Source organism: Streptomyces sp. NPDC028298, assembly GCF_055565895.1.
The window spans coordinates 273,977-298,172 of sequence record NZ_JBVHTL010000008.1 but is presented as its reverse complement, the minus strand read 5'-3'; the positions used below and the strand labels follow the sequence as shown (position 1 = coordinate 298,172).

The 24,196-nt window shown below is 70.9% G+C and carries 18 protein-coding genes and 1 riboswitch; of the genes, 7 read left to right on the top strand and 11 right to left on the bottom strand.

Annotated features, from left to right (window positions below; genetic code table 11):
- Window positions 1–19: 19 nt before the first annotated feature.
- From ACZ4TO_RS31905 to ACZ4TO_RS31895, 3 genes are all read right to left on the bottom strand, one after another.
- On the bottom strand, window positions 20–1,594 hold the full coding sequence (locus ACZ4TO_RS31905; protein WP_468026065.1) for an ABC transporter substrate-binding protein: 1,575 nt from the start codon (window positions 1,592–1,594) through the stop codon (window positions 20–22).
- A 723-nt stretch (window positions 1,595–2,317) separates the two neighbouring features.
- Window positions 2,318–3,226, bottom strand: coding sequence for a DsbA family oxidoreductase (locus ACZ4TO_RS31900; protein ID WP_468026148.1), 909 nt, complete (start codon window positions 3,224–3,226; stop codon window positions 2,318–2,320).
- A 95-nt stretch (window positions 3,227–3,321) separates the two neighbouring features.
- Window positions 3,322–3,756, bottom strand: a complete 435-nt coding sequence (locus ACZ4TO_RS31895; protein WP_468026064.1) for an RrF2 family transcriptional regulator — start codon at window positions 3,754–3,756, stop codon at window positions 3,322–3,324.
- Window positions 3,757–3,895: 139 nt separating this feature from the next.
- Here ACZ4TO_RS31895 and ACZ4TO_RS31890 point away from each other — a divergent pair, with 139 nt between their 5' ends.
- Window positions 3,896–4,405 carry a cupin domain-containing protein gene (locus ACZ4TO_RS31890; RefSeq protein ID WP_468026063.1) on the top strand — a complete coding sequence of 170 codons (510 nt, stop codon included), beginning with the start codon at window positions 3,896–3,898 and terminating at the stop codon, window positions 4,403–4,405.
- Between the two features lie 60 nt (window positions 4,406–4,465).
- Here ACZ4TO_RS31890 and ACZ4TO_RS31885 read toward each other — a convergent pair whose 3' ends face one another.
- Complete coding sequence (locus ACZ4TO_RS31885; protein ID WP_468026062.1) at window positions 4,466–4,981, bottom strand: DUF6210 family protein; 516 nt, start codon at window positions 4,979–4,981, stop codon at window positions 4,466–4,468.
- A gap of 342 nt (window positions 4,982–5,323) precedes the next feature.
- Here ACZ4TO_RS31885 and ACZ4TO_RS31880 point away from each other — a divergent pair, with 342 nt between their 5' ends.
- From ACZ4TO_RS31880 to ACZ4TO_RS31870, 3 genes are all read left to right on the top strand, one after another.
- The gene (locus ACZ4TO_RS31880) at window positions 5,324–5,716 is read left to right on the top strand and encodes an RDD family protein (protein WP_382778690.1); all 393 of its coding nucleotides are present in this window, start codon (window positions 5,324–5,326) and stop codon (window positions 5,714–5,716) included.
- 171 nt (window positions 5,717–5,887) lie between these two features.
- Entirely contained in the window at window positions 5,888–6,553 is a 666-nt protein-coding gene (locus ACZ4TO_RS31875) for a DUF6338 family protein (protein WP_468026061.1), read from the top strand.
- Window positions 6,550–6,774 (top strand): hypothetical protein, encoded by a 225-nt coding sequence (locus ACZ4TO_RS31870; protein WP_468026060.1) that lies wholly within the window; start codon window positions 6,550–6,552, stop codon window positions 6,772–6,774. The genes ACZ4TO_RS31875 and ACZ4TO_RS31870 overlap by 4 nt, the downstream gene beginning before the upstream one ends.
- Window positions 6,775–6,835: 61 nt before the next feature.
- On the opposite strand, the gene ACZ4TO_RS31865 is transcribed toward ACZ4TO_RS31870, so the two are convergent.
- Window positions 6,836–9,367 carry a CHAT domain-containing protein gene (locus ACZ4TO_RS31865; protein WP_468026059.1) on the bottom strand — a complete coding sequence of 844 codons (2,532 nt, stop codon included), beginning with the start codon at window positions 9,365–9,367 and terminating at the stop codon, window positions 6,836–6,838.
- 667 nt (window positions 9,368–10,034) lie between these two features.
- Here ACZ4TO_RS31865 and ACZ4TO_RS31860 point away from each other — a divergent pair.
- The 3 genes from ACZ4TO_RS31860 (at window position 10,035) to ACZ4TO_RS31850 (ending at window position 12,412) form a co-directional block, all read left to right on the top strand.
- Window positions 10,035–11,165, top strand: a complete 1,131-nt coding sequence (locus tag ACZ4TO_RS31860; RefSeq protein WP_468026058.1) for an enoyl-CoA hydratase/isomerase family protein — start codon at window positions 10,035–10,037, stop codon at window positions 11,163–11,165.
- Between the two features lie 64 nt (window positions 11,166–11,229).
- Window positions 11,230–11,340, top strand: a riboswitch (cobalamin riboswitch).
- Between the two features lie 71 nt (window positions 11,341–11,411).
- Window positions 11,412–11,633, top strand: coding sequence for a CbtB domain-containing protein (locus ACZ4TO_RS31855; RefSeq protein ID WP_355775546.1), 222 nt, complete (start codon window positions 11,412–11,414; stop codon window positions 11,631–11,633).
- A gap of 20 nt (window positions 11,634–11,653) precedes the next feature.
- Entirely contained in the window at window positions 11,654–12,412 is a 759-nt protein-coding gene (locus ACZ4TO_RS31850) for a CbtA family protein (protein WP_468026057.1), read from the top strand.
- Between the two features lie 84 nt (window positions 12,413–12,496).
- Here the strand turns inward: ACZ4TO_RS31850 and ACZ4TO_RS31845 are convergent, their stop codons facing one another.
- From ACZ4TO_RS31845 to ACZ4TO_RS31820, 6 genes are all read right to left on the bottom strand, one after another.
- Window positions 12,497–13,348 (bottom strand): COG4705 family protein, encoded by an 852-nt coding sequence (locus tag ACZ4TO_RS31845; protein ID WP_385047130.1) that lies wholly within the window; start codon window positions 13,346–13,348, stop codon window positions 12,497–12,499.
- Window positions 13,349–13,759: 411 nt separating this feature from the next.
- The gene (gene meaB / locus ACZ4TO_RS31840) at window positions 13,760–14,743 is read right to left on the bottom strand and encodes a methylmalonyl Co-A mutase-associated GTPase MeaB (RefSeq protein ID WP_382778683.1); all 984 of its coding nucleotides are present in this window, start codon (window positions 14,741–14,743) and stop codon (window positions 13,760–13,762) included.
- On the bottom strand, window positions 14,740–16,914 hold the full coding sequence (scpA, locus tag ACZ4TO_RS31835; RefSeq protein WP_451076250.1) for a methylmalonyl-CoA mutase: 2,175 nt from the start codon (window positions 16,912–16,914) through the stop codon (window positions 14,740–14,742). Before scpA ends, meaB begins: the two co-directional genes overlap by 4 nt.
- Complete coding sequence (locus ACZ4TO_RS31830) at window positions 16,914–18,725, bottom strand: methylmalonyl-CoA mutase family protein (RefSeq protein ID WP_468026056.1); 1,812 nt, start codon at window positions 18,723–18,725, stop codon at window positions 16,914–16,916. Before ACZ4TO_RS31830 ends, scpA begins: the two co-directional genes overlap by 1 nt.
- Before the next feature lie 481 nt (window positions 18,726–19,206).
- Entirely contained in the window at window positions 19,207–19,788 is a 582-nt protein-coding gene (locus ACZ4TO_RS31825; protein WP_468026055.1) for a dihydrofolate reductase family protein, read from the bottom strand.
- A gap of 65 nt (window positions 19,789–19,853) precedes the next feature.
- The gene (locus ACZ4TO_RS31820; protein ID WP_468026147.1) at window positions 19,854–24,032 is read right to left on the bottom strand and encodes a molybdopterin-dependent oxidoreductase; all 4,179 of its coding nucleotides are present in this window, start codon (window positions 24,030–24,032) and stop codon (window positions 19,854–19,856) included.
- Window positions 24,033–24,196 lie beyond the last annotated feature (164 nt).

The following is a 24,196-nucleotide window of genomic DNA, read 5'->3' as shown; positions in this document are numbered from 1 at the left end:
CTCTGTCGTGGGCGGGGTGTCAGTTGCCGCCGGCGATGGTCACGCCGGTCCAGTCGATGTGGGCGGGGTTCTTCGGCAGGCCGGAGATGGACTTGCTCTTGGCGATGAGATTGGGCGAGGAGTACGTGAACACCAGCGCCTTGCTCTTGAGGCCGGCCCGGGTCGCCGCCTGGAGGACCTTCGCGTAGTCCGGCGAGTCGAGCGGGGTCCGGCGGACCTTGGCGATGGCCGCCTCGAAGCCGGCCGGCTCGTAGGGCGAGCTGAGGTTGAGCGGGCCGTTCGGGCCGAAGTGGGCCGTGAGGGTCTGCGCCGCGGAGTCACGGCCGGTGGTGCCGTACAGCGAGAACGTCAGGTTCTTGGCGAAGAACGGCGTGGCCCAGTTCTTGTCGATCCTGATCGTGACGGTGATGCCGACCTTCGCCAACTGCGCCTGCACGATCTCGGCCTGCGGGTCCTCGGCCGGGATGACCAGGCTCAGCTTCAGGGCGCCCGCCTTGTAACCGGCCTCGCTCAGCAGCTTCTTGGCCTTCGCGGGGTCGTAGGCGTACGCGTTCTCGGACTCCGGGTCGTAGGCGACGTACCCCTTGGGGAAGGGCTGATTGGTCACCGAGCCGTAGCCGAACGTCAGCTTGTCGACGAACTCCTGACGGTTGATCGCGTAGCGGACCGCCTCGACGACCTTGTCGTTGTCGAACGGCGCCTTGTTGGTGTTGAGGCTGAGGTTGGAGGCGTTGAAGCCGGGCTGCACGAAGACGTCGAGCCCGGCCTTCTTGGCCGCCTCGGCCTGACTCGGGGCTATGTCGGCGAAGTTGTAGACGCCGGTCTGCAGTCCGGAGACGACGGTGGACGCGTCGGGGGCGGAGCTGAGCTCGACGTTGTCGATGTGGATGTTCTTGGCGTCCCAGTAGTCCGGATTCTTCTTCAGGACGGCCTTGGTGCCCGGGACGAGCTGGGTGACGATGAACGGGCCCGCGCCGACCGGGCTCTGGTCCAGCTTGTCCGGGGACGCCGCCGCCTTCGGGCTGGCGATCTGCAGGACGCGCTCGCCCAGCAGTTGGGGGATCTGGTAGTCGACCTGGCTGAGGTGGATCACCGCGTCGAGACCCTTGGCGTCCACCGACGTGATCGAGGTCAGGTCGCCGAACAGGGCGGAGTTCTTCTGCTTCTTGGCCCGCTCGATGGCGGCCTTCACGGCGGCGGCGTCGACCGGCGCGCCGTCGCTGAACTTCAGGTTCGGCCGCAGATGGAAGGTGATCACATCACCCTCGGCGTTGTAGTCCCAGCTCTTGGCCAGGTCCGGGACGGCCTTCCCGTTCTCGTCCGTCCGCGTCAACGAGGCGTAGACCAGGGCGAGTTCGCGGAACTGGGCGCCGCTTCCGCTGACGACCGGGTCCCAGTGGGCGGGGAAGTAGGAGGAGGTCCACTTCAGCGCGGCGGAGCCGGCCGACGCGGAGCTCTCGCCGCCGCAGGCGGCGAGCGCGGGGACGAGCACAGTGGCGAGGGCGGTGCCCAGGGCGGCGGCGCGCAGCCGGCCGGGTCGCGGGGCGGAGCGGAAGGCCGTGGCGGGGGTGCGGGGCGTGAGACGTCCGGACATCGGAGTTCTTTCTGCGAAGGCTCCCGCCCACGCCGGAGCGGCGCAGCGCGGAGCGAGGGCGGCTCACCCCGCGGACGGACGCCGCGCATGCCGGAGAGGCGCATGCCGGTGTGCGCTTCGGTGCGCACGGGGCATGCCGCGTTCAGGGCAGGAGGCGTCGGCGGATCGCGGGGAGGGCCGGGAGGCCGGGGGAGCGGAGACGACGAAACGCTGGGAGGACGGCGCGCGATGACGGGGGCCGGACGGCGGGTCGGCTCGGGGCCGGTGCCGGAGCCGGCGGGACGGACGTCAGGCGCCTGGGGGCCGCGGCTGGCGGGCGGTCAGCGACAGAGAGCGCTGCAGGTGCGCCGCAGGTCCACGTAGCGGCACTCCACGGCGGGGTGCGTCGTAAGCATGGTGCACATCCTGGGGCCGGTTCTCGGCGGCTGTCAATGGACACCAATTGGTGTCTCATTGGGCGGGACGGGTTCTGACCGCTGATCAGAAGGCCGCGGAGGTGCGCGGATGCGCCTCGCGCCGGTCACGACGGCTCGAGCACCGGCCCGCGGGCCGTCATCCGGGGCGGCTGGAAACCGCGGGGCCGGCGACTCTCGGGGACCGTCAGGCGGCCTACCCTCGGGGACCGTCACGCAGCCGACCCTCGGGGACCGTCAGGCCTTCGGCCGGAGGACCGTCATCCAGGCGGTGCCGGGGGACCGCTCGGACCGTCCGGGCCGAGCAACGTCAGGGCGTGGCAGGCGTGCCGAGGTCGCGGGCCGGGTGTACGGCGGCCTCGTCCGGGTGCAGCCAGAGCGGGCCGTTGCCGGTCTCGACGCGCACGGCGTCCCGGGGAGGCCACGGCCCGTCGCTCAACACTGCCGCCTCCGGGCCGGTCAGACTCCGGTACCGCGCGAGCGCCTCCGAGGGCGCCGGCCGCGCGGGCACGGTCAGCAGCCCGGGGCTCAGCTCCTCGAACGCCGCCGCGTACTCCTCGTACGGCCGCCAGCCCGGGACGATGCGCAGCCCTGCGGGAGAGCGCACCAGCAGCGTCGGCAGCGCGTAGCGGTACCCGCCCTCGGCGGTCTCCTTCGCGGCACCGGGATGCGGCGAGCCGCCGCGCACCGACAGCACCTCGGCGACCGGCCGCCGCGCCTCGGCACGGTCGGCAAGTACCGCTTCCCGTACGGTGGTTGACGCTACGTCGGACGCCAGCCGCTCATGGTCGAGGCCGGGCACCCCCCGCACCGCGGACAGCGCCAGTGCCACCGTGTCCGCAGGTTCCCCCAGCACGAACACGCTCTCCCGCAGCCGCCGCACCACCCGCTCGGCCACCTCGCCGCCCTGTCGCTCCGCGGCCTTGGCGGCCAGCGAGGACGGCCAGGAACTCGCCGCGACCCGGATCAGCCGCCGCGCCCGCGGGGCGCCCGTGTGGGCGACGACGTCCTCGATGTACCGCGCGTACCAGACGGTCTCCGCCGCGGGATCGGGCGGCGGGTCGTCGTCGTCATCGAACAGGACGCAGTACGCGCGTCGCCAGCGCACCCGGCCCGCCAGCGCGGCACGCAGCCCCCGGAACACCGGCTCCGAGCCCCAGGCCCAGGGACACAGCGGGTCGGTGTACTCCACGACCTCCACCACGCCGGCCGCCTCCACCGTCTGCGTCGTGTCCGCGGAGTCCACCACTGCCGCCGGGTCCGTGCCGCCGTCCGTCCTCACCGCGTCCGGCGCCGTCCGGTGCGGGGCGCGGGTCACGCGGCTCCCTTGCGGTCCAGCCGCTCGGCCGTCCCGGCGGGCAGCAGCGCGGCCAGCGTCGTGCCGCCCAGCACCGCCGCCGCGTCCGCCTCGATGCGGCGCCACACCCCGGGGAGCCCGGAGGCGGGCCCCGGATAGTCGAGCCCGGCCAGCGGCTCGCCCCTGAGGGTGATCAGCTCGCCGTCCACGGCGCGTACGACGTCCAGCAGGGTGATCTCGTCGGCGGGCCGGCCGAGCCAGTAGCCGCCCTCGCAGCCACGCTGACTGCGCACCAGTCCGGCCCTGCGCAACTCGCCCACCACGGACTTCAGAAACCGGAACGGGACCTGCTGCGAGGACGCTATCGCCTCACAGGTGAGCGGGCTGGCCGGTTCGCGGGCGAGCTCCAGGAGAGCCCGCGTGGCGTAGTCCGCCTTCGCGGAGATATGCATGGGCCCATGATGCCCGACACGCTGTCCGCCGAGCGGGTCTCCACCGGTTCCCCACGTTCATTGCGGGAACATTGCCGCAGGTGAAGCGCAATGGATACCTCTTGACATCCTTTTCCGGGCCGCTCTAGCGTCCCCGTCCATGAGCGAGCCGTTGACGACCCCCGGCGAAGGTTTCCACCCCCATCTCCCGGATGCCGAAGGGCAGTCCGTACGTCCCCTGCGCAGCCGCCTGCACCACATCCGCGCCGACGCCCTCGACGGCGACACGGCGCAGAGCGGAGGCATGCGCAGATTCGCCGCCGTCAGCGGCACCACCGTCGGCTCCGAGAAGCTGTGGATGGGCCAGACCCACGTCGCCCCCTCCACCGCCTCCTCGGACCACCACCACGGAGCATCCGAGACCGCCATCTACGTGGTCAGCGGGCACCCCGAGTTCGTCTTCCTCGACGACGCCGGCGAGACGCCCGAGGAGGTACGGCTGCGCACCTCGCCCGGTGACTACATCTTCGTGCCGCCGTTCGTGCCGCACCGCGAGGAGAACCCGGACCCCGCCGAGGAGGCGGTCGTCGTGATCGCCCGCAGCACCCAGGAGGCGATCGTGGTCAACCTGCCGGGGCTGTACGTGCTGAAGGACGCCGAAGAGGACTGACCGCGCGGGCCGTTCGATCGCGGGACGGGTGCGGTGGATACGGTCGGTCCTGACCGGACGTCAGTCGGAGTTTTGCCAGACGAGAAACCCCGGCCCGTCCGGAGTCAGAACGGGAATCCAGGCTTCGTCGGACTCCGCGAGTCGGGACTCGTCGAGGACCAGAGGAGTGGGCACTGGGTCATCCTGGTTGGCCGACCCCCAGATGTGCAGGTCGGCGACCTCGCGGCGTAGCCGGTCGAGCAGGTTTCGCGGCCAGTCGAACTGTCTCGATCCCCAGCCTTTGAGGTCACCGACGAACAGATCGCTCAGGCCGGCGTCCGCACCGGGGACGTAGAAGGGCAGCAGGTAGCCTTCCTGCTCGTAGGGAATGCAGCCGTGACCTCCGCCCTGAGTCTGGTAGATGACGCCGGTCGGCGCGGCCACCACGACGAACATCCAGCCGGATCCGGTTTCGTCGATGTCGAGGAAGACGCGTCTCTTGCCATCGGCTGCAGCCCGGCTCCTCCTGTGCGTCGCTCCATCCGTATCAGTCATGCCCATGATGTTCTCACCACTGTCGCCGATCCGATATCTCATATCACCTGAAGATAGTAAATACCGGCTGTTCTGGATGAGTTCGCCTGCGGGCGCTGGTTTTGCGGTTGAATTGACTGGCGCGGGCGGTTGGAGTCACTGGGCCGTCGTGTACATGGCGAATCTGGTCCGGGGGGACGCATGTACAACCCATACAACCCATACAACCCAGACGGGCGCCGGGGGCCCGACCCGTATCCCTACCCCGGAGCTCCCCCTCCCGGGCCCAACTATCCCGGGCCTCCCTATCCTGGAGCTCCCTATCCCGGGCCGCCGTATCCTGGAGCGCTTCCCTATCCCGGCTATCCGGTGCCGTATCCACCTCAGCGAGCTCCGATCAGGCCGATGTACGCGAGCTGGGGGTCTCGCGTAGGGGCGTTACTCATCGGCCTCACCATTGAGCTCATCCCGGTGGATTTCTTCGCATTCACCCTGCTGCGAGACATTGGCATCGGGGTAACTCTGCAGACGATTTCCGGTGTGCTGTCCATCGTAAGTGCGGCTACCTTTCTGCATGAGCACGCAAAGGGGCAGACCATCGGGATGAAGCTGGTCGGCATCAAGCTGGTCCGTGAACGCGACTTCGCACCGATCGGTCTCAGGGTCGCGATCCTCCGTCAGTTGGCGCACTTCGCGGACTCCATGACGATGATCGGCTATCTGCGCCCGACGTGGGATGTGAAGGGTCAGACGTTCGCCGACAAGATCTGTGGCACCGTCGTGGTCAAGATTCGATGATGATGTGCCGTCAGCATCCTCGTCGGAGCGATGTCAGGTGGGCGTTCCAGATCCGCCTCTGATCGTTGGCAGTCCGGGATTCGGGGTCTGTGTGGAGCGCCGGGGCAGGAGCGTTGAGCCGCATGCACACGTGGCCGGAGTCGGAGGGGGCTCCAGAGCGGGGGCCTTGTTGTGAGCACGTTCGAGGCGCTGGCGGTGACTGTGATCGCGGTCCTTCCTGGGGCCCTCTACATCTTCGCCGTGGAGCGGCAGACAGGGATCACGCGTGCTGGACTCGCTGATCGCGCGCTCCGCGTGGCCGCGGTGTCGGTGTTCTTCCACTTCGCTCTGGCGCCGTTGACGCTGTGGCTCTACCAGGACGTCTGGGCGGGTGGACGAGTGACGCGGCCACCTGTGCCGTGGATGCTGTGGTGGGCACCGCTGCCCTACCTGGTCCTTCCGCTTTTCGCGGGCAGTGTGGTCGGGGCGGGTATCCGAAGAAACCGGAGCTGGGCGCTTCGCGTTCACGGTCGGACGCCCGAGCCGCGCGCCTGGGACGCTCTGTTCGGACACCAGCCGAGCTTGTGGCTGCGGCTACGGCTCAAGGACACGGCGGGCGGCTGCAACGGCTGGGTCCTGGGGGCGTTCGCGCGTGACGCGCGAGGTTTCCTGGACTCCCGTGCATCCGGGTATCCCGAGCCGCAGGATCTCTACCTCTGCGACACGGCCATTTGTAACGAGGACGGCCTGTTCGTGCTCGGGACGGACCACCGCCCTCAGCTGCGGAACATCGGAATCCTGATCTCCTGGGAGGAGATCAGCTTCATGGAAGTGATTTGGGGTGAGCCGGGGACATGACCCAGGACAACGTGAGCAGGGACGACGACCAGCGAGCGCCGGGCTTCGCGAGTTTCGACAACACCGACGGCCGTGGCCACGGCCAGTCCGAGAAGACCCCCGCGGAGATGACTCACATTCCGCAGGCGGCCGTGGCGCCCCCGGCGGCTACAGCGCCCCCGGCGGACGAGGCTCCGTCCCAGCAGCCGTCGGACGCCTCCGGAGGTACGGCCGCGCAGTGACGGTGCGCCGACCGCCTGGCCCCGCGGCGGGCACGGGCGGTCGGCGACCCTCGTGGGACGGTCATCCCCCGGTGTGTGTGAAGGGCGCCCAGTACAGCGGGTGAAGGGGCCGGCCGTTGTCGCCGGTGCGGAACAGCTCACGCTGAATCCCTGCGAGAGCGAAGGCGGGGTGCGTTCCCGGCTCCCGCCACCGGCGGTAGAGCCCGTCGATCAAACCGGCCATCAGGCCACCCTCGACGCTCCACTGCGTCGCCATGACGTCGGTGAAGCCTGCCTGGAGCAACGCGGTGGGCAGCCCCACGCTCTCCTCCGGCAGATGGTCTCCGATCATGGCGGTGGAACATCCTGGGATCATCGCCACGCGGCCCGGAAGAGGGGGCTCTGCCAGGAACGCGGCGACCTGGAGAGTCTGCCCTGCGGAGAGGTACAAACCTCCGGACAACGGGTCCGTCGCGGAGGGCCAGCCGTGGCCTGCGAAGTGGAAGACGTCGTGGCGCCTCAACGCCCCCATGATCGTCCTGCGGTCTTCCAGAGTGTCGATCTTCTCAAGTACCAGACCGTCCAGCCGGGAGAGGGCTTCGAGCTCGGCCTCGCGGCTCATCGGCCTGGGCGAGTCGTCCGGAGGAGCGAGCACGAAAAGGCTCTTCCACCGGGAGGCATCCTTGCGGTGTGCGCGTGCCCAGGTCATGGACGCCACGGTCGGGGCGTAGGTGAACGCCATGGAGTCGAGCGCGAAGCGCCACGATTGCGGTCGTTCCTGCGGCATCTCGCCGGCGGCATGGAGCGGCAGCATGCCGAGAAGACCACCTGCGAGGAGAACCGCCAGCCGCGTACCGCCCAGTTCCTCCACGACCTTCTCCATGGCGCAGTCCCACAGCGTTTCCAGGACCCGCGTCATGATCTGAATCCGAGATTCGCCCGTCTTCGGATCCAGGTTCTGCCCCTGCAACTCGTCCATCCGCCGGAGGAGGGCAACCAGTTCGAGCACGGTCGGGTGGTCGAGGCGGGGCAGGCTGATCCCGATGGGCTGCTGATTCTTGTCGGCGAGACCGCTGGGAACGATCACCGCACCGCCGCCGCTGTCGCCGGCGGTCAAGTACACCAGAGGTGCCGGTTGCGCGGCCCGGCAAACGGTACGCCACGTCGACTGCCCGGCGACCTCCACCGTGGGTGGGCTGTGTGTGCCGTTCCCGGTGAGTGCGGCGTGGTCGCCGTACGCGCGCTCGAGGCGTTCGGCGATCTGCCGGGGACTGAGCTGCCCACCGGCGGTGCCATTCTCCAAGGCCACGATTTCGGTCGACAGTCGTGCCAGCCGAGCTCGCTCGGGACCGCCCGGCTTTGCCTGAGGCCCGCTCAGGTCCAGCATCTCGCCGAGCATGACCGCCCGGGATGCCTCCAGCAGCATGACCGCGGCAATGAGATCGTCACGGCTGCCGGAGCGGATCAAGTCGGTGGCGGCAGTGGACGCAGCGCGACCGGTGTGAAGGAGAACCACTTCCTTGTCCGGGCGCTCGCCCTGAAGCCCGACGAGTCCAGGCAGCACCTGGAAGGCCGCGAGGTAGGCATGTGCCGCCTCGCGTGTCCTGCCCGCCGTCCGCAGCCAGCCGGCGTGCTGTGTCTTCGTGTCCCACGCGATGCGCAGCCGACCGGTTGCGAGGGCATCCCTGTATGACGCGTCGAAGAGCTGATCGTCGCCGCTGAGCAACATACGGGCTTGGGCGAGGCTCTGCTCCGCCGCAGGCGCCATTTCCGCTGGTACCTGGCGGATCCACGCGGAAAGTATCTCAATGGCCCGCACCAGGTCGCCGTGGCCGCGGCGCTCGATGAGGGCATCCGCAAGCAGCTTCTGGCTCCCGAGCCCCTCATGGCCCGGCTGGGCCGCAGCGGATTCCAGCAGTGAGATCCCCCCTTCGATGTCGGCAGCATCACGGACTGCGGGGTCGGCGTCGGACCAGCGGTACACCAGCGCGCGCCCACGCACGGCACGCCACGAGTGGATCATCTGGGGCATGGCCGGCGGCTGCTCGGTCTGTGCGATCGCCTCGTCGACGTAGGCGCGGATGCGCTGGGCCGTCGGTCCGCCGGCGGCCAGGAGCTCACGGTCCTGCTCGTAGAGGCAGCACAGGATGGCTGCGAGCGTCATCCTGCTCTCGTCCCCGGCCTCGGTCCAGCTCGGGTGCCGCTGCGCGCTGTTCTGGCGCCCGATCAGGAGGGCATCCCGGCAGTGCATCTCGGCCGACTGCAGGCACCGCCGCTCCCCGCTCAGCGCGCGATGGAACTTGACCGTCGCGCAGTAGAGGTGCCCCCTCAACTGCCGGAACGGCCCGGGCTCGTCGAGGTGCCCCGCACGAAAGAGTCCATACCGGAACTCAACGGGTGGCATCGCGGTCTGCTCGGACCGCGACCAGATCTGCGTCATCCGGCGTCGCAACAAGACCGCCTCGTAGGCCGGCTGCTCGGTAGGAGGGTCCTCTACAAGGTCGTGGAGCGTTGTGGCTTCGGCGAGGAACTCGTCATCGGAGAGTCGCTGCGGGTGATGGGCGAGCAGTTGCCGCGCCCGCGCGGCCAGACCTGGGTCAATCATCAGCAGCATCCCCTCGGCTCACCCGTGCACGGGCAATCGGCGGCGGCTTCCACACCGGACTCCCTACAGCCCGAGCCACGCCGGGCAGGCCCCTCGGCCAGACCCCGCCGACCCTCCCATCGGTGATCGTTTCCAGCCTCGATGGGTGCTCCGTGATCGCACACCACGCCGGTACCCCGCCCACGCAGCCAACCATTCCCCACCTGGACCAGAGCCACGCTCGGTTGCGCCTGGGCACACCTGATCGGTTCCACGACAGGGCCTGGGACGGTCGAAGGGGTGGTGAAACTGGGGTAGTTGGGGCAGTTGGCGGGCTGGAGGCGAGACGTGCTCGAGCGGTTGCGCCCCGCCCGGCGCCGACGCACCCCACCGCCGTCAGCCCGGTGGCCGGGGCGGGGGCCGAAGTCGCCGGCGCCCTGGTGTCGTCCTTCCGGTGCCGAGGGGCCGCGTCCCGGACGGCGGTGACACCTCGCTCCGCAGGCTCCCGGTGGACGTGTGATCCGCGTCCATGCCGCAGCCAGGCCGGAGGGACTGACCGTGCGGGCCGTTCGATCGCGGGACGGGTGTGGTGGGTACGGTGGCCCGGAGGCCGTGGTGACCCGCGCGGCAGGGACGTGGAAGGAACCACCGAGATCATGCGTGTCATCGTGACCCGTCGCTCCGCGCAGGCGTTCGGATGAGCGGCTCCCAGGCATCCGGCCCCGAGGCGTCCGGCACCCAGGCTTCCGGCGTGGAGGAATCCGTCCTGCTGCGCACCGAAGGACGCGTCGGCCACATCACCCTCAACCGGCCCAGGGCGCTGAACGCCCTGAACCACGCGATGGTGCGGCGGATCGACCGGGCGCTCACCGCCTGGGAACACGACCCCGTCGTCGAGACCGTCGTCATCACCGGGGCCGGGGAGCGCGGCCTATGCGCGGGCGGCGACATCCGGGTCGTCCACGACGACGCGCGCGACGGGGACGGCACCGCGTCGGCCGCCTTCTGGCGCGACGAGTACCACCTCAACGCCCGCATCGCCCGCTACCCCAAGCCGTACGTGGCGGTCATGGACGGCATCGTCATGGGCGGCGGCGTCGGGATCTCCGCCCACGGCGGCGTGCGGATCGTCACCGAGCGCTCGCGCGTGGCCATGCCCGAGACCGGCATCGGTTTCGTCCCCGACGTCGGCGGCACCCGTCTGCTCGCCCTCGCCCCGGGCGAACTCGGCACCCATCTCGCCCTGACGGGCGCCTCGATCGGCGCCGGGGACGCGCTGCTGTGCGGCCTCGCCGACCACTTCCTGCCGTCCTCCTCACTCCAGGGGTTCGTGTCCGACCTCGCCGACCGGCCCGTGGCCGAGGCCGTGGCCGCTCACGCCCGGCCCGCCCCGCCGGCCGAACTCGCCGAGCGGCGCGGGTGGATCGACGCCTGCTACGACGCCGACTCGGTCGAGGAGATCGTCCGGCGGCTGCTCGCGACCGACGACCCGGCCGCGAAGGAGACGGCGGAGATCCTGCTCGGCAATTCGCCCACCGCTCTGAAGGTCACGCTGGCCTCCCTGCGCCGCGCCCGGCGGCTCGGATCGCTGGAGCGTGTTCTCGACCAGGAGTACCGCGTCTCCTGTGCCGCCCTGTCCGCCCCCGACCTGGTGGAGGGCGTCCGGGCCCAGATCATCGACAAGGACCGCCGGCCGCGCTGGTTCCCGGCCACACTCGCCGAGGTCACCGACACCGACGTCGAGCGCTTCTTCACGCCGCTGGGCGAGCGTGAACTCGGGCTGTCCGAGGGCGAGTCCGGCACGGGTGCGGGGGCGGAAGAAGGCTGAGGACGGGCGTGTCACCTGGGACGAGAGGAAGATCACCCCGGTCGGCGCGGTCTTGGCCAGGTACGCGCCACGCGGTACGGTCGGTCCGATATCGATGACGTCAAGACGGAAGCCGGTGCAAATCCGGCACGGTCGCGCCACTGTGAACGAGCCGTCCCGGCCACGCCGGGACCTCGTGAGTCAGACCCGTAGGCGGCATCCTGTGCACCACCGAGATGGGACGCGAACTCCCGAGGAGGTCCTGCCATGGCGCAGACCGTCGCTCCGCCGACAGCCACCACCCCCGCTCTCCCCGCCAAGCTGCCGATCGGCGCGATCGTCCCCTGGGCGGCCTTCTTCGGCATCCTGATGCTGGTCCTGCTGTACTTCGTCGGCGCCGAACAGGGCGCCACCTCCGTCGTCTCCGGCGAGGACGTCCACGAGTGGGTGCACGACGCCCGCCACCTGCTCGGCTTCCCCTGCCACTGACGCGAGGGAGAGCACTCGTCATGAACTCCGCAACGGTAAGAAACCTCCTCGTACGCGGCATGCTCGCCGGCCTCGCGGCCGGTGTACTGGCCCTGGTCGTCGCCTACTTGCTCGGTGAACCGAGCGTCGACAGCGCCATCGGCTTCGAGGAGGCGCACTCCCACGCGCACGGGCACGAGGTCGAACTCGTCTCCCGCAGCCTCCAGTCCACCGCGGGCCTGGCCACCGGTGTCCTGGTCTACGGTGTCTCCTTCGGCGGCATCGCGGCGCTCGCCTACTGCTTCGCCCTCGGCCGTGTGGGCCGCTTCGGCCCGCGCGCGACCGCGCTCCTGCTGTCCGGGACCGCGCTCCTCGCCGTGTACGTCGTGCCGTTCCTGAAGTACCCGGCCAACCCGCCGTCGGTCGGCGACCCCGACACCATCGGCAAGCGGACCGCCCTGTACTTCCTGATGATGGTCCTCAGCGTGCTGCTGGCCGTCGCCGCCACCATCCTCGGCAAGCGCCTGGCTCCCGCTCTGGGCACCTGGTACGCCACCGTCGTCGCGGTGGCCGCGTTCGCCGTGGTGATCGGCCTGGCCTACGCGTTCCTGCCCGCCGTCAACGAGGTGCCCACGGACTTCCCGGCCACCCTGCTGTGGCGTTTCAGGCTCTCCGCCCTGGCCATCCAGACCGTCCTGTGGGGCGGATTCGGCCTGGTCTTCGGCGAGTTGGCCGAACGCATGCTCAACCCCAAGCCCGCGAAGGTACCTTCCGGGCACTCGGTCCCGGCCGCGAGCTGACCGGTCCGGAACGCGGGAGAGCCCCTCGGATGTTCCGAGGGGCTCTCTCGCGTCAGGGCCCTGGAGACATGCCCGAGGCCGGTCTCATCGACGGCCGGCTTCCTGCCGGAGCGCCTCCGCCTCCGGGCCGGGCCCGGCGTCTCGGCGTTCCCGGACCTGTGCGTAGGCCATGAGGCCGAGCAGGACGACGAGCAGCACGGCCGACGAGCCCGCGGTGCCCAGGTCGAGACCTCCCTTGGCGAGCGGTTTGGTGAGGAAGTCGCCCGCGGTGGCGCCCAGCGGCCGGGTGAGGACGAAGGCGATCCAGAACAGCAGGACGTTCGACACCGTCGGCACCTTCATCAGCGCGACGAGCACCGCCAGCACGCCGGTGACGAGCAGCGCCCCGCCCAGGTAGCCGAGGCCGGAGCTGTCGGAGAGGAAGTCCCCCATAGACGTACCGAGGGTGTTGGAGACGAGGATCGCCGACCAGAACAGAGCCTCGCCGCGGAAGGTGACGATGTCCCGGATCTGGAAGGTCATCCCGCTCAGTTTCCAGGCGAGGAAGATCGCCAGGAGGAGCGAGACGAGGATCGCCGCTCCCTCGGGGTAGCCCAGACCGAGGCCCTGTGGGCCCCAGCCGAGCGAGGAGGCGCCGCCCGAGAGGTACTTGGCGCTGGCATCGCGGTTCATGAAGTCCGACATCGTGGTGCCGGCCATGCTGGTCGACAGGATCACGGTCCAGTAGAAGAACGGGTTGTACCGGCGGGACCTGAGCTGGACGACCAGCGTCACGACGAAGAGCAGGAACAGCACGATCGTGGTCACGAAGTAGCCGAGCTTGAGGGTCTGGGCGAACAGATCACCCGCCGTCTCACCCAGGGTCGTCGCGGCGATCTTCATGATCCAGAAGGCCAGCGTCACCTCTGGCAGCTTCTTCATCACCGATTTCGTCATCAAAGGGGTGCTCCTGCGGTGTGTGGGGGATTCGATCTCGGTCGAACCTTGACAAGGTCAACCTGAACGCGTCCTGAACGCGCGCGGCAGGCGTATTGACGTACCGCGCCCGCGGTGATCCCACTCTGGTTCTCGGCACCATCTGTACCTCGCTCGGTAGCGACGCCCGCCGGGCTCGAAGACCCGTGGGGAGCACAGGAGGGCCCAAGAGCGGGAGCACCGGAAGGTTTCCGGTGCTCCTGTGTACGGTGGCCACGCGTGCCGTGTTCATGGCCGGACCGCCGCAACGCCCGCATGGACAGGGCTGGTTGTGGACCGTGCGCGCGGCCGACCGACACCGCTGCGGCCGGCCCGCGCACGCGGCTTCGAGCGGTGGCCGGGCTCCGACCTGCCCCGCCACCGCCGTCCGACTCAGCGGCTTTCGCCGCCGAACACCTTGAGGATGCGCTCCGCCGCGAGCGTGGCCGTCAACTCGCCCTCCCGGACCTGGCGTTCGAGGTCGGGGGCCACCTCCCGTACGGCTCGATCGGCGTGCAGGCGGCCGAGCAGTTCGTCCCGGACCATCGTCCAGGTCCAGTCCACCTGCTGGTCACGGCGCTTCTCGGCGAGGCGGCCGGTCGAGTCGAGCAGCGTCCGGTGCTGCTCCAGGCGGTCCCAGACAGTGTCCAGACCGGCCGACTCGCGGGCGCTGCAACTCAGCACCGGCGGCGTCCAGACGGCGTCCTTGCCGTGCATCAGCCGCAGTGCGCCCGCCAGTTCGCGTGCCGCCGACTGCGCGTCCCGCTGGTGCGGGCCGTCCGCCTTGTTGACGGCGATCACGTCCGCCAGCTCCAGGACACCCTTCTTGATGCCCTGCAACTGGTCCCCGGTACGTGCCAGCGTCAGCAGCAGGAAGGAGTCGACCATGTTCGCGACCGCGGTCTCGGACTGGCCGACGCCGACCGTCTCCACCAGCACCACGTCGTAGCCGGCCGCCTCCATCACCACGATCGACTCGCGGGTCGCCTTCGCCACCCCGCCGAGCGTCCCGGCCGTGGGGGAGGGGCGGATGAACGCGGCCGGGTCCACGGCCAGCCGCTCCATACGGGTCTTGTCACCCAGGATCGAGCCGCCCGTACGGGTGGAGGACGGGTCGACGGCGAGGACCGCGACCCGGAAGCCGAGCGAGGTCAGCATCGTGCCGAACGCGTCGATGAACGTCGACTTGCCCACGCCCGGCACCCCGCTGACGCCGATGCGCCGGGCCTTCCCGCTGTACGGGAGCAGCTCGGTCAGCAACTCCTGCGCCAGCGCGCGGTGCTGGGGCCGGGTGGACTCGACGAGCGTGATGGCGCGGGCGACCAGCGCCCGCTTCCCGTCGAGCACACCCTTGACATAGGTGTCGAGTGGGATCACAGGTCGTGCCCGAGGTCGGCAGAGAGCCGCTGGACGAGGTCGTACGCCGCGTCCGGGATCACCGTCCCGGGCGGGAAGACCGCCGCCGCGCCCATCTCCAGCAGCGTCGGCACGTCCTGCGGCGGGATGACCCCGCCGACCACGATCATGATGTCCTCCCGGCCCTCCGCCGCCAGTTCCTCGCGCAGCGCCGGTACGAGGGTGAGGTGCCCGGCGGCCAGCGACGAGACGCCCACGATGTGCACGTCCGCCTCCACCGCCTGACGGGCGACCTCACCCGGCGTCTGGAACAGCGGGCCGACGTCGACGTCGAAGCCCAGGTCGGCGAAGGCCGTCGCGATCACCTTCTGGCCGCGGTCGTGACCGTCCTGGCCCATCTTGGCGACCAGGATGCGCGGGCGCCGGCCCTCGGCCTCCTCGAACGCGTCCACCAGCACCCGGGTACGGTCCACGGACGGGGACTCCCCTGCCTCGTTGCGGTACACCCCGGAGATCGTACGGATCTGGCCGGCGTGCCGCCCGTACACCTTCTCCAGGGCGTCGGAGATCTCGCCGACGGTGGCCTTCGCGCGGGCCGCGCGCACCGCCAGCTCCAGCAGGTTGCCCTCACCGGCCGCCGCCCGCGTCAGGTCCTCCAGCGCCTCCTGGACCGCCTGGCCGTCACGCTCGGCCCGCAGCCGGCGCAGCTTCTCGATCTGCTGCGCGCGCACGGAGGAGTTGTCGACCTTGAGCACGTCGATCTGCTCGTCGGTCTCCACGCGGTACTTGTTGACGCCGATGACCGGCTGGCGGCCGGAGTCGATGCGGGCCTGCGTGCGGGCCGCCGCCTCCTCGATCCGGAGCTTCGGGATGCCGGCGTCGATGGCCTGCGCCATGCCGCCCGCGGCCTCGACCTCCTCGATGTGCTGCCAGGCCCGGCGGGCGAGGTCGTACGTCAGCTTCTCCACGTACGCGCTGCCGCCCCACGGGTCGATGACCCGGGTCGTTCCGGACTCCTGCTGGATCATGAGCTGGGTGTTGCGGGCGATCCGCGCGGAGAAATCGGTGGGCAGCGCGAGCGCCTCGTCCAGCGCGTTGGTGTGCAGCGACTGGGTGTGGCCCTGGGTGGCCGCCATGGCCTCCACGCACGTCCGCGTCACGTTGTTGAACACGTCCTGGGCGGTCAGCGACCAGCCCGACGTCTGCGAATGGGTGCGCAGGGAGAGGGACTTGGCGTTCTTCGGGTCGAACTGCCGGACCATCTTGGCCCACAGCAGGCGCGCGGCCCGCATCTTGGCGATCTCCATGAAGAAGTTCATGCCGATCGCCCAGAAGAACGAGAGCCGCGGCGCGAACGCGTCCACGTCCAGGCCCGCCTCGCGGCCCGCCCGGATGTACTCCACACCGTCCGCGAGGGTGTACGCCAGCTCCAGGTCGGCCGTCGCGCCCGCCTCCTGGATGTGATAGCCGGAGATGGAGATGGAGTTGTAGCGCGGCATCCGCTGCGAGGTGTACGCGAAGATGTCGGAGATGATCCGCATCGACGGCTTCGGCGGATAGATGTAGGTGTTGCGGACCATGAACTCCTTCAGAATGTCGTTCTGAATGGTTCCGGCCAGCTTCTCGGGCGGTACGCCCTGCTCCTCCGCCGCCACGATGTACAGCGCGAGCACGGGCAGCACGGCGCCGTTCATCGTCATCGACACGGTCATCTTGTCCAGCGGGATGCCGTCGAAGAGCTGCCGCATGTCGTAGATGGAGTCGATTGCCACGCCCGCCATGCCGACATCGCCGGTCACCCGGGGGTGGTCGCTGTCGTAACCGCGGTGCGTGGGCAGGTCGAAGGCGATCGACAGGCCCTTCTGGCCCGCGGCGAGGTTGCGGCGGTAGAAGGCGTTGGACTCCTCGGCCGTGGAGAAGCCCGCGTACTGGCGGATCGTCCAGGGCTGGTTGACGTACATCGTCGGGTACGGGCCGCGCAGATACGGCGCCATGCCCGGGTAGGTCTCCAGGAAGTCCAGGCCCTCCACGTCACGCCCGGTGTACAGCGGCTTGACCGCGATGCCCTCCGGGGTCTCCCAGAACGCGTCACCGGCCCCCGTGGCCTTGCCCGCGGCGGCCTTCCACTCGTCGGCGCCGCCGTCGGTGGTGGGGGTCCCCAGGTCGATCCCGGAGAAGTCGGGGATTCCCATCAGGAGGACACTCCCATGCGGTCGAGGGTGGCGGAGAGGACGGCGACGGCGTCGCAGCCCGCGAAGACGTAGGAGTCGACCCCGGCGTGGTCCGCGGGGCGGCCGGCCAGGAAGACGTGCCGGGCACCGGCGGCGGCGAGGGCCTCGGCCGTGCTCGCCGCCTGCTCCTCGTACAGCGCGTCGCTGGAGCACAGGACCGCCTCGGTGGCGCCGCTGTCCTCGAACGAGCCGTCGGTGACCGGCTCGATGCCGCCGGCCTGGAACAGGTTCGCGACGAAGGTGCTCCGCGCGGTGTGCGCGGCGGCGGGGCCGATCGTGGCGAGGTAGATGCGGGGGCGGGCCCCGGTGGCGGCCAGATGCGCGTCGGAGCGGGCCCGCAGCGCCTCGTACGCCTCGTCGCGCCGCACCCGCGGCAGGCCCCCGGAGGGTGCCTCGGGAGCGGGCTCGCGCTCCACCGGGCGCTCGGCCAGGTGCGGGAACTCGCTGACGCCGGTGATCGGTTCGCGCCGCTTGGCGAGCTTCACCGAGCGGGCCGCCCAGGTCTGTGCCAGGTCGCGCCCCAGCCGGCCCGAGCGCAGGACCGCGGCCTGGCCGCCGTCCGCCTCGATGCCCTGGAAGAACTCCCAGCCCGCGTGGGCGAGTTCGTCGGTCAGCTTCTCCACGTACCAGGAGCCGCCCGCCGGGTCGATCACCCGGGACAGGTGCGACTCCTCGATGAGGATCGTCGAGGTGTTGCGGGCGATGCGCCGCGCGAACGCGTCCGGCAGGCCGAGGGCGTGGTCGAAGGGGAGGACGGTGACGGAGTCGGCGCCGCCGACACCGGCCGCGAGCGTCGCGACCGTCGCGCGCAGCATGTTCACCCAGGGGTCGCGGCGCGACATCATCACCGGTGAGGTCACGGCGTGCTGCACCTGCGCACCCGCGGCCGGAGCGCCGCACACCTCGGCGACCCGCGCCCACAGCCTGCGCGCCGCCCGCAGCTTGGCGATCGTCAGGAACTGGTCGGCGGTCGCCGCGTACCGGAACTCCAGTTGCGCACAGGCCTGTTCGACGGTCAGGCCCGCCTCGGTCAGCTCGCGCAGATAGGCGACACCGGTGGCCAGCGAGGCGCCGAGCTCCTGCGCGGCCGAGCCGCCCGCCTCGTGGTACGGGAGCGCGTCGACGGTCAGCGCGCGCAGTCCCGGGTACGCGTCGGCGCACCGCAGGGCGAGCGGGACGACCGGGGCGAAGTCCATCGCCGTGCCCGTACGGGCCTCGTGCCCGAGCGGGTCGGCGCCGAGGTTGCCGCGCGCGGCACCCGGTGCGACGCCGCGCGCCGCGTACAGCCGCAGCAACTCCTGGGCCGCGGCCTCGACGTCACGTCCCGCGTCGAGGACGACGGGCGCCAGGTCGAGGTAGACGCCGTCGAGGACCGCTTCGAGCGAGGAGACAGGAACGCCGCCCTCGCCCACCGTGAGCCACAGCGAGGTGACGCCGTTCTCCAGGTCGCCGAGGACTAGGGAGTTGTCCGCCGCCGTGTGCCGCTGCCGTACGTCCCAGCCGGCCACGGTGTTGCCCTCGGGCCTGCCGCCCCGGACGAAGGGGGCGAAGCCGGGGAAGCCGGCGTCCGCCGCCGTGTCACGCGCGGTGTACAGGGGCCTGGTGGTGAGCCCGTCCTCGAGGGAGGTGGACAGTGCGTTCTCGGCGGCCGCGCCCGAGACCTCCTTGCCCGATTTGCGCAGCACACCTTCTACCAGGAGCTGCCACTGGTCATGGGTCGCGGAAGGGAACTCGGCGGCCAGCGCGAGCCCGTCGTTGGGCAGGACTGTCATGCTCGGATGCTAGGTCAGAGCACTAGGGCGACAGCAGAGGCCCAGGCTGTGACCTTGACCTCTTGCTGTCGGTGATCCAGATCTCAGCCGTCCGGCGGAGGCCCGCGGCCCGCCGGAACCGGCCGTCACACCATCACACCGGGCACCCTCTCCGCGGGGTCACCCGCCCCCGCGGGACCCCCTGCTCCCGCCCCCGAGGGACCCCCTGCTCCCGCCCCCGCGCGGCCCGATCGACAGCCGGTTCCCGCTCTGCGAGGGTGAACGGACGCGGACACCGAGGCAGGCGGCGGAGGGCATTCTCGGGGGCAGATGGTGGTCGCCGCGCGAGCTCTCGGGCGCCGGCGAGCCGCTGTGGCCGCCCCGGCTGCCGGAACTGCTCGCCGCCGTACGACGCGACGGCCCGCCCACGACACCCGTCGACCTCCGGTGACGCGCGGTTGAGCCGTCCGATGGTGTCGGGCCCCATGTCGGCTCGGATCGGTCAACGGCGCACCCGGTAGCGCAGGTGAAGCACCCGGTCGCCCTGAATCACCACGTCAGGATCCTCCAACAGGTGCTGCGCCTGGACCGACCCGAAGTAGCGCTTGCCGGACCCGAACACGACGGGTACGACGTCCATGCGCACCTCGTCGATCAGCCCCGCGGCGAGCACCTGGCCACCGACGTCGCCGGCGGCGACCTCCACGATGCGGTCACCCGCGAGCTCCTGCGCCGCGGCCATGGCCGCCTCGACGCCGTCGACGAAGTGGAACGGCGCCTCGGGGTCCCAGCCCGCGGGCTCCGGCCGGTGCGTCACGACGACCACGTGGTCGATCCCGCCCGGAGGCTTGCCCTCCCAGCCGTCCGTCAGGTCGAAGACGTGGCGGCCGACGATCGTCACCCCGATCCGGTCCCAGTACGGCCGGGTGTAGTCGTAGGACGTCTGCGACACCTTCACCGCGCCGCTGTCGTCCAACGGGACGTCACCGCTGGACAGCCAGTCGAACAGCGGCCCGGGCTGGTCGTCCTCGTCCGCGACGAAGCCGTCCACCGACACCGAGCTGTACATGACCACCTTGCCCACGGAGGCCCTCCTTTGCTCTGAGGTGTCCCAAATTACCCGTGTCGTGAGGTCACGTCGCTCACGCGTCAGTACACGTCGCGCACGTACCGCTTCTCCGCCGTGAGCTGCTTGACGTACGCGGCGGCGCCGTCCTGGCCGAGCCCGCCGTGCGCGACCGCGATGTCCCGCAGGGCCTGGTCGACGTCCTTGGCCATGCGGGAGGCGTCGCCGCACACGTACAGGTGCGCCCCGTCGCGGAGCCAGGACCACAGCTGGGGACCGCGTTCGCGCATCCGGTCCTGGACGTACACCTTGGCCCGCTGGTCGCGGGAGAACGCCGTGTCCAGCCGGCTGAGCGTGCCGTCGGCGAGGAACGCGTCCAGCTCGTCCTCGTAGTAGAAGTCGGTGGCCCGGTGCTGCTCGCCGAAGAACAGCCAGTTGGGCGCGCGGTGGCCGAGCGCGCGCCGCTCGTCCAGAAAGCCCATGAACGGCGCGATCCCGGTGCCGGGGCCCACCATCACCATGGCGGTGTCGGGGTCGGCCGGCGGCGTGAACCTCGGAGAGGACTGCACGAAGACCGGCACCGGTGTGCCGAGGGGCGCGTCGGCGAGGAAGGGGGAGCAGACGCCCTGGCGCGGCCGCCCGCCCGGGGTCTCGTAGCGGACGACGGAGACCGTCAGCGAGACGAGGTGGGGGTCGGTCAGTGGGCTGGACGATATGGAGTACAGCCGGGGCTGGAGCGGCCTCAGCACGTCGGCCCACTCCTGGGCGTCGGCCCGGACCGGGTGCTCGGCGACGAGGTCGACCGCCTGACGGCCCCAGGACCACCGGGCCAGTTCGTCCTTGTTGTCGGGGCGCAGCAGCTTCTTCAGGACCCGGTCGTGGGTGCGTTCGGCGACGAAGCGCAGCAGCCCGGGAGTGATCCGGGTGATGTCCAGGTGCCGGTGCAGCGCGTCGAAGAAGGGGAGCTCCCCGGTGTCTTCCAGACGCACGGTGCCGTCCGGCGCGAGCCCGGTGGTGGCCAGCCATTCCGTGACGAGACCGGGGGAGTTGACGGGGCGTACGCCGAGGGCGTCGCCCGCCCGGTAGAGGAGCGGGCTCTCGCTGTCGCGGGTGTCGAAGGTGAAGCGCCGGACCTCCTTGCCCGCGCCCGGCAGACTGAGGAGCTGATTTCCGGTGAGCCGGGCCGTGACGGGGTCCGGCCGCTTCATCGGCACGGCGGACGGGGGTGCGGGAGACGGCGGTGCGGGGGACGGAGGGGCCGGGGGAGCCGGTGCCCTCGGCGTCCCTGGAGAGGTCGCCTCGGTGGCGTCGGTCAGGGAGGCGAGGACCTGGTCGAGCCAGGCCGTGGCCGAGGGCCCGTAGTCGGGTTCGCAGTCCGTGCGCGGGGCGAGGCGTACGGCCCCGAGTTCGTCGAGGCGCTGGTCGAGGCGGCGGCCGTGCCCGCAGAAGTCGTCGTAGGAGGAGTCGCCGAACGCGAGGACGGCGTAGCGCAGGCCGTCCAGGCGGGGTGTGTCGGGTGCGGCCAGCGCGTCCCAGAACCCCGAGCCGTTGTCGGGCGCGTCGCCGTCCCCGAAGGTGCTGGTGATCAGCAGGACGTCGGCACCGGCGGGCAGTTCGCCCGGGTGGGCGTCGTGCATGCCGACCAGCGTGGCCTTGTGCCCCGTGGTGGTGAGCCGGTCGGCGGTGGCCGTGGCGAACTCCTCGGCGTTGCCGGTCTGCGAGGCCCACAGGACGACGACCTCCCGGACGGGGCCGGCGGTCGCGAGGGTCGGGGCCGGGTTCGGTGTCGCGGGAGCCGTCCGCGAGTACATGCCGGCGAGCACGCCGTTCACCCACAGCGCGTGCTCGGCGCTGAACGGCGCGCCCGGAGGCAGCACCGGCACGCCGGGGGCGCCCGATTCGAGACCGGCGAGGAAGCCGATCAGGTACTGCCGCTCGTGCTCGGCGAGGACCGGAGGCGGGGCGGGCGCCAGCCCGAAGGCACCGGAGTGATCGGCGTGACCGGCCGGACCGGCGTGACCGGTGGCCAGGGCGGCCGGAACGGCAGTCCCTGCGGACGCGGCGCCCGGAGTGCCGGCCGGACGCGCCTCGACACCGGCCCCGTTCACCGCCGTACCGGCCCCGGCGGCCGTGCCCGTCGCCGCGACCCCGGCGGTGTGCGGCGCGACGACCGACACCGCAGTCGCCACCTTGGCCAGCGACACCGCGCACACCTTGAACTCCGGCTGGAAGGACAGCGGGTCCACGGCGTCGCTGGTGACGGCGTTGAGACTCAGGTACTCACCGAACAGGTCGTTCCAGTGGAAGGGCGCGAAACAGCAGCCGGGCCGCACCCGGTCGGTCACCACCGCGGGCAGCACCGCCCGGCCGCGCCGCGACGCGACCTCCACCGAGTCGCCGTCTGCGACACCGAGCGCGGTGGCGTCCTCCGGGTGCAGCTCCACGAAGGGCCCGGGGTTGAGCTTGTTGAGCTTGGCCACCCTGCCGGTCTTGGTGAGGGTGTGCCACTGGTGCTGCACCCGGCCGGTGTTCAGGACGTACGGGTAGTCGTCGTCCGGCATCTCGGCGGGCGGCAGATGCGGGCGGGCGTGGAACACCGCACGGCCGCTCGCCGTCGGGAAGACCGGACCGCCGCCCTGCCCGTCCACGTAGCGGACGGGGTTGCGGTCGGGGCCGTCCTCCCGCGCGGCGGGCCACTGCACGGACGTGGACCGCAGCCGCTCGTAGCTCACGCCGCGCAGGTCGTAGCCGGTCTTGGGGTTGTGGGCGCGCTTGATCTCCTCGAAGACCTCTTCCGCGCTGTCGTACGTGAAACCCCGCTCGTAGCCCATCGCGCGGGCGACGGCGGCGATGATCCGCCAGTCCGCCGTCGCCTCCCCGGGGGGATCGGCCGCGGGCCGGGCGAGGGTCACATTGCGTTCGCTGTTCACGAGGACGCCCTCGGTCTCGGTCCACAGCGCTCCCGGCAGGACGACGTCCGCGTACGCGTTGGTCTCCGTCTCGGCGAAGACGTCCTGGGCCACGACGAACTCCGCCCGCTCCAGGCCCTCGATCACGGTCCTGCGGTTGGCCACGGAGGCGACCGGGTTGGTGCAGATGATCCAGCAGGCCTTGATCTCCCCGTCGGCCATTCTCCGGAACATGTCGACCGTGCCCTGGCCCGCCCCGTCCTCGCGGAGCGTGCCGGGGGCCAGCTCCCACAGCTCCTCGACGAAGGATCGGTCCTCCGCGACCAGGACCGACCGCTGGCCGGGCAGTCCCGGACCCATGTACCCCATCTCCCGGCCGCCCATGGCGTTCGGCTGGCCGGTCAGCGAGAAGGGGCCGCTGCCGGGCCGGCAGATCGCGCCGGTCGCCAGGTGCAGATTCACCAGCGCGTTGGTGTTCCAGGTGCCGTGCGTGGACTGGTTGAGGCCCATGGTCCAGCAGCTCGTCCATTCCCCGGCCTGGCCGATGAGCCGGGCCGCCTCGCGGATGTCGTCCTCCGGCACGCCCGTGATCGCGGCGACGGCGGCGGGCGGGTAGTCGGCCAGGAACTCCGGCATCGCCTCCCACCCCTCGGTGTGCGCGGCGATGAACGCGGGGTCGGTGTGCCCGTTCTCGTACAGCAGGTGCAGCAGACCGTTGAGGAGCGCCAGGTCCGTTCCGGGCCGCACCGGCAGGAACAGGTGGGCCTTGTCGGCGGTCGCGGTGCGCCGGGGGTCGACGACGATCAGTTTGGCGCCCGACTTGACCCGTTCCATCATGCGCAGGAACAGGATCGGATGGCAGTCGGCCATGTTGGAGCCGATCACCAGGAGGACGTCGGCGTGCTCGAAGTCCTGGTACGAGCCGGGCGGGCCGTCCGCGCCCAGCGACAGCTTGTATCCGGTGCCCGCGCTGGCCATGCACAGCCGGGAGTTCGACTCGATCTGGTTGGTCCCGACGAACCCCTTGGCCAGCTTGTTCGCCAGGTACTGGGCCTCCAGGCTCATCTGTCCGGACACGTAGAGGGCGAAGGCGTCGGGGCCGTGCTCGTCGATCACCGCCCTGAACCGGCGGGCCGTCTCGGCGATCGCGGCGTCCAGCGGGGCGGGCCCGGCCTCCGCTCCCCGCTCGGTCCGCACCAGCGCCGAGGCCAGCCGTCCGGGGGCGGCGAGCATGTCGGCCGTCGTGGCTCCCTTGGTGCACAGCCGCCCGAAGTTGGCGGGGTGCGCCTTGTCTCCGGACGCCTTCAGGACGGTACGCCGTCCGTCGGGACCCATCGCGACGTCGAGGACCATCCCGCAGCCGACACCGCAGTACGAGCAGACCGTCCGCACCTGCTGGGTGGTCGTGGTCACGAGCGGCCCTCCGTGTGATCGGCACCTGTCTCCACCGACGCTACGAAGATCCCATTACGCGGTTGTCACGCGACTCGATCACCACCGGTTACGCGCCCCACACA

Excerpts from the sequence above, each read along its gene's own strand:
- ACZ4TO_RS31890 (WP_468026063.1), top strand. The coding sequence starts at position 3,896 with ATGAGCGAGCCGTTGACGACCCCCGGCGAAGGTTTCCACCCCCATCTC.
- ACZ4TO_RS31855 (WP_355775546.1), top strand. The coding sequence starts at position 11,412 with ATGGCGCAGACCGTCGCTCCGCCGACAGCCACCACCCCCGCTCTCCCC.
- ACZ4TO_RS31860 (WP_468026058.1), top strand. The coding sequence starts at position 10,035 with ATGAGCGGCTCCCAGGCATCCGGCCCCGAGGCGTCCGGCACCCAGGCT.
- ACZ4TO_RS31830 (WP_468026056.1), bottom strand. The coding sequence starts at position 18,725 with ATGACAGTCCTGCCCAACGACGGGCTCGCGCTGGCCGCCGAGTTCCCT.
- ACZ4TO_RS31880 (WP_382778690.1), top strand. The coding sequence starts at position 5,324 with ATGTACGCGAGCTGGGGGTCTCGCGTAGGGGCGTTACTCATCGGCCTC.
- ACZ4TO_RS31865 (WP_468026059.1), bottom strand. The coding sequence starts at position 9,367 with ATGCTGCTGATGATTGACCCAGGTCTGGCCGCGCGGGCGCGGCAACTG.
- ACZ4TO_RS31850 (WP_468026057.1), top strand. The coding sequence starts at position 11,654 with ATGAACTCCGCAACGGTAAGAAACCTCCTCGTACGCGGCATGCTCGCC.
- ACZ4TO_RS31895 (WP_468026064.1), bottom strand. The coding sequence starts at position 3,756 with ATGCATATCTCCGCGAAGGCGGACTACGCCACGCGGGCTCTCCTGGAG.
- ACZ4TO_RS31870 (WP_468026060.1), top strand. The coding sequence starts at position 6,550 with ATGACCCAGGACAACGTGAGCAGGGACGACGACCAGCGAGCGCCGGGC.
- ACZ4TO_RS31905 (WP_468026065.1), bottom strand. The coding sequence starts at position 1,594 with ATGTCCGGACGTCTCACGCCCCGCACCCCCGCCACGGCCTTCCGCTCC.
- ACZ4TO_RS31845 (WP_385047130.1), bottom strand. The coding sequence starts at position 13,348 with ATGACGAAATCGGTGATGAAGAAGCTGCCAGAGGTGACGCTGGCCTTC.
- ACZ4TO_RS31820 (WP_468026147.1), bottom strand. The coding sequence starts at position 24,032 with ATGGTCCTCGACGTCGCGATGGGTCCCGACGGACGGCGTACCGTCCTG.
- ACZ4TO_RS31885 (WP_468026062.1), bottom strand. The coding sequence starts at position 4,981 with ATGAGATATCGGATCGGCGACAGTGGTGAGAACATCATGGGCATGACT.
- scpA (WP_451076250.1), bottom strand. The coding sequence starts at position 16,914 with ATGGGAATCCCCGACTTCTCCGGGATCGACCTGGGGACCCCCACCACC.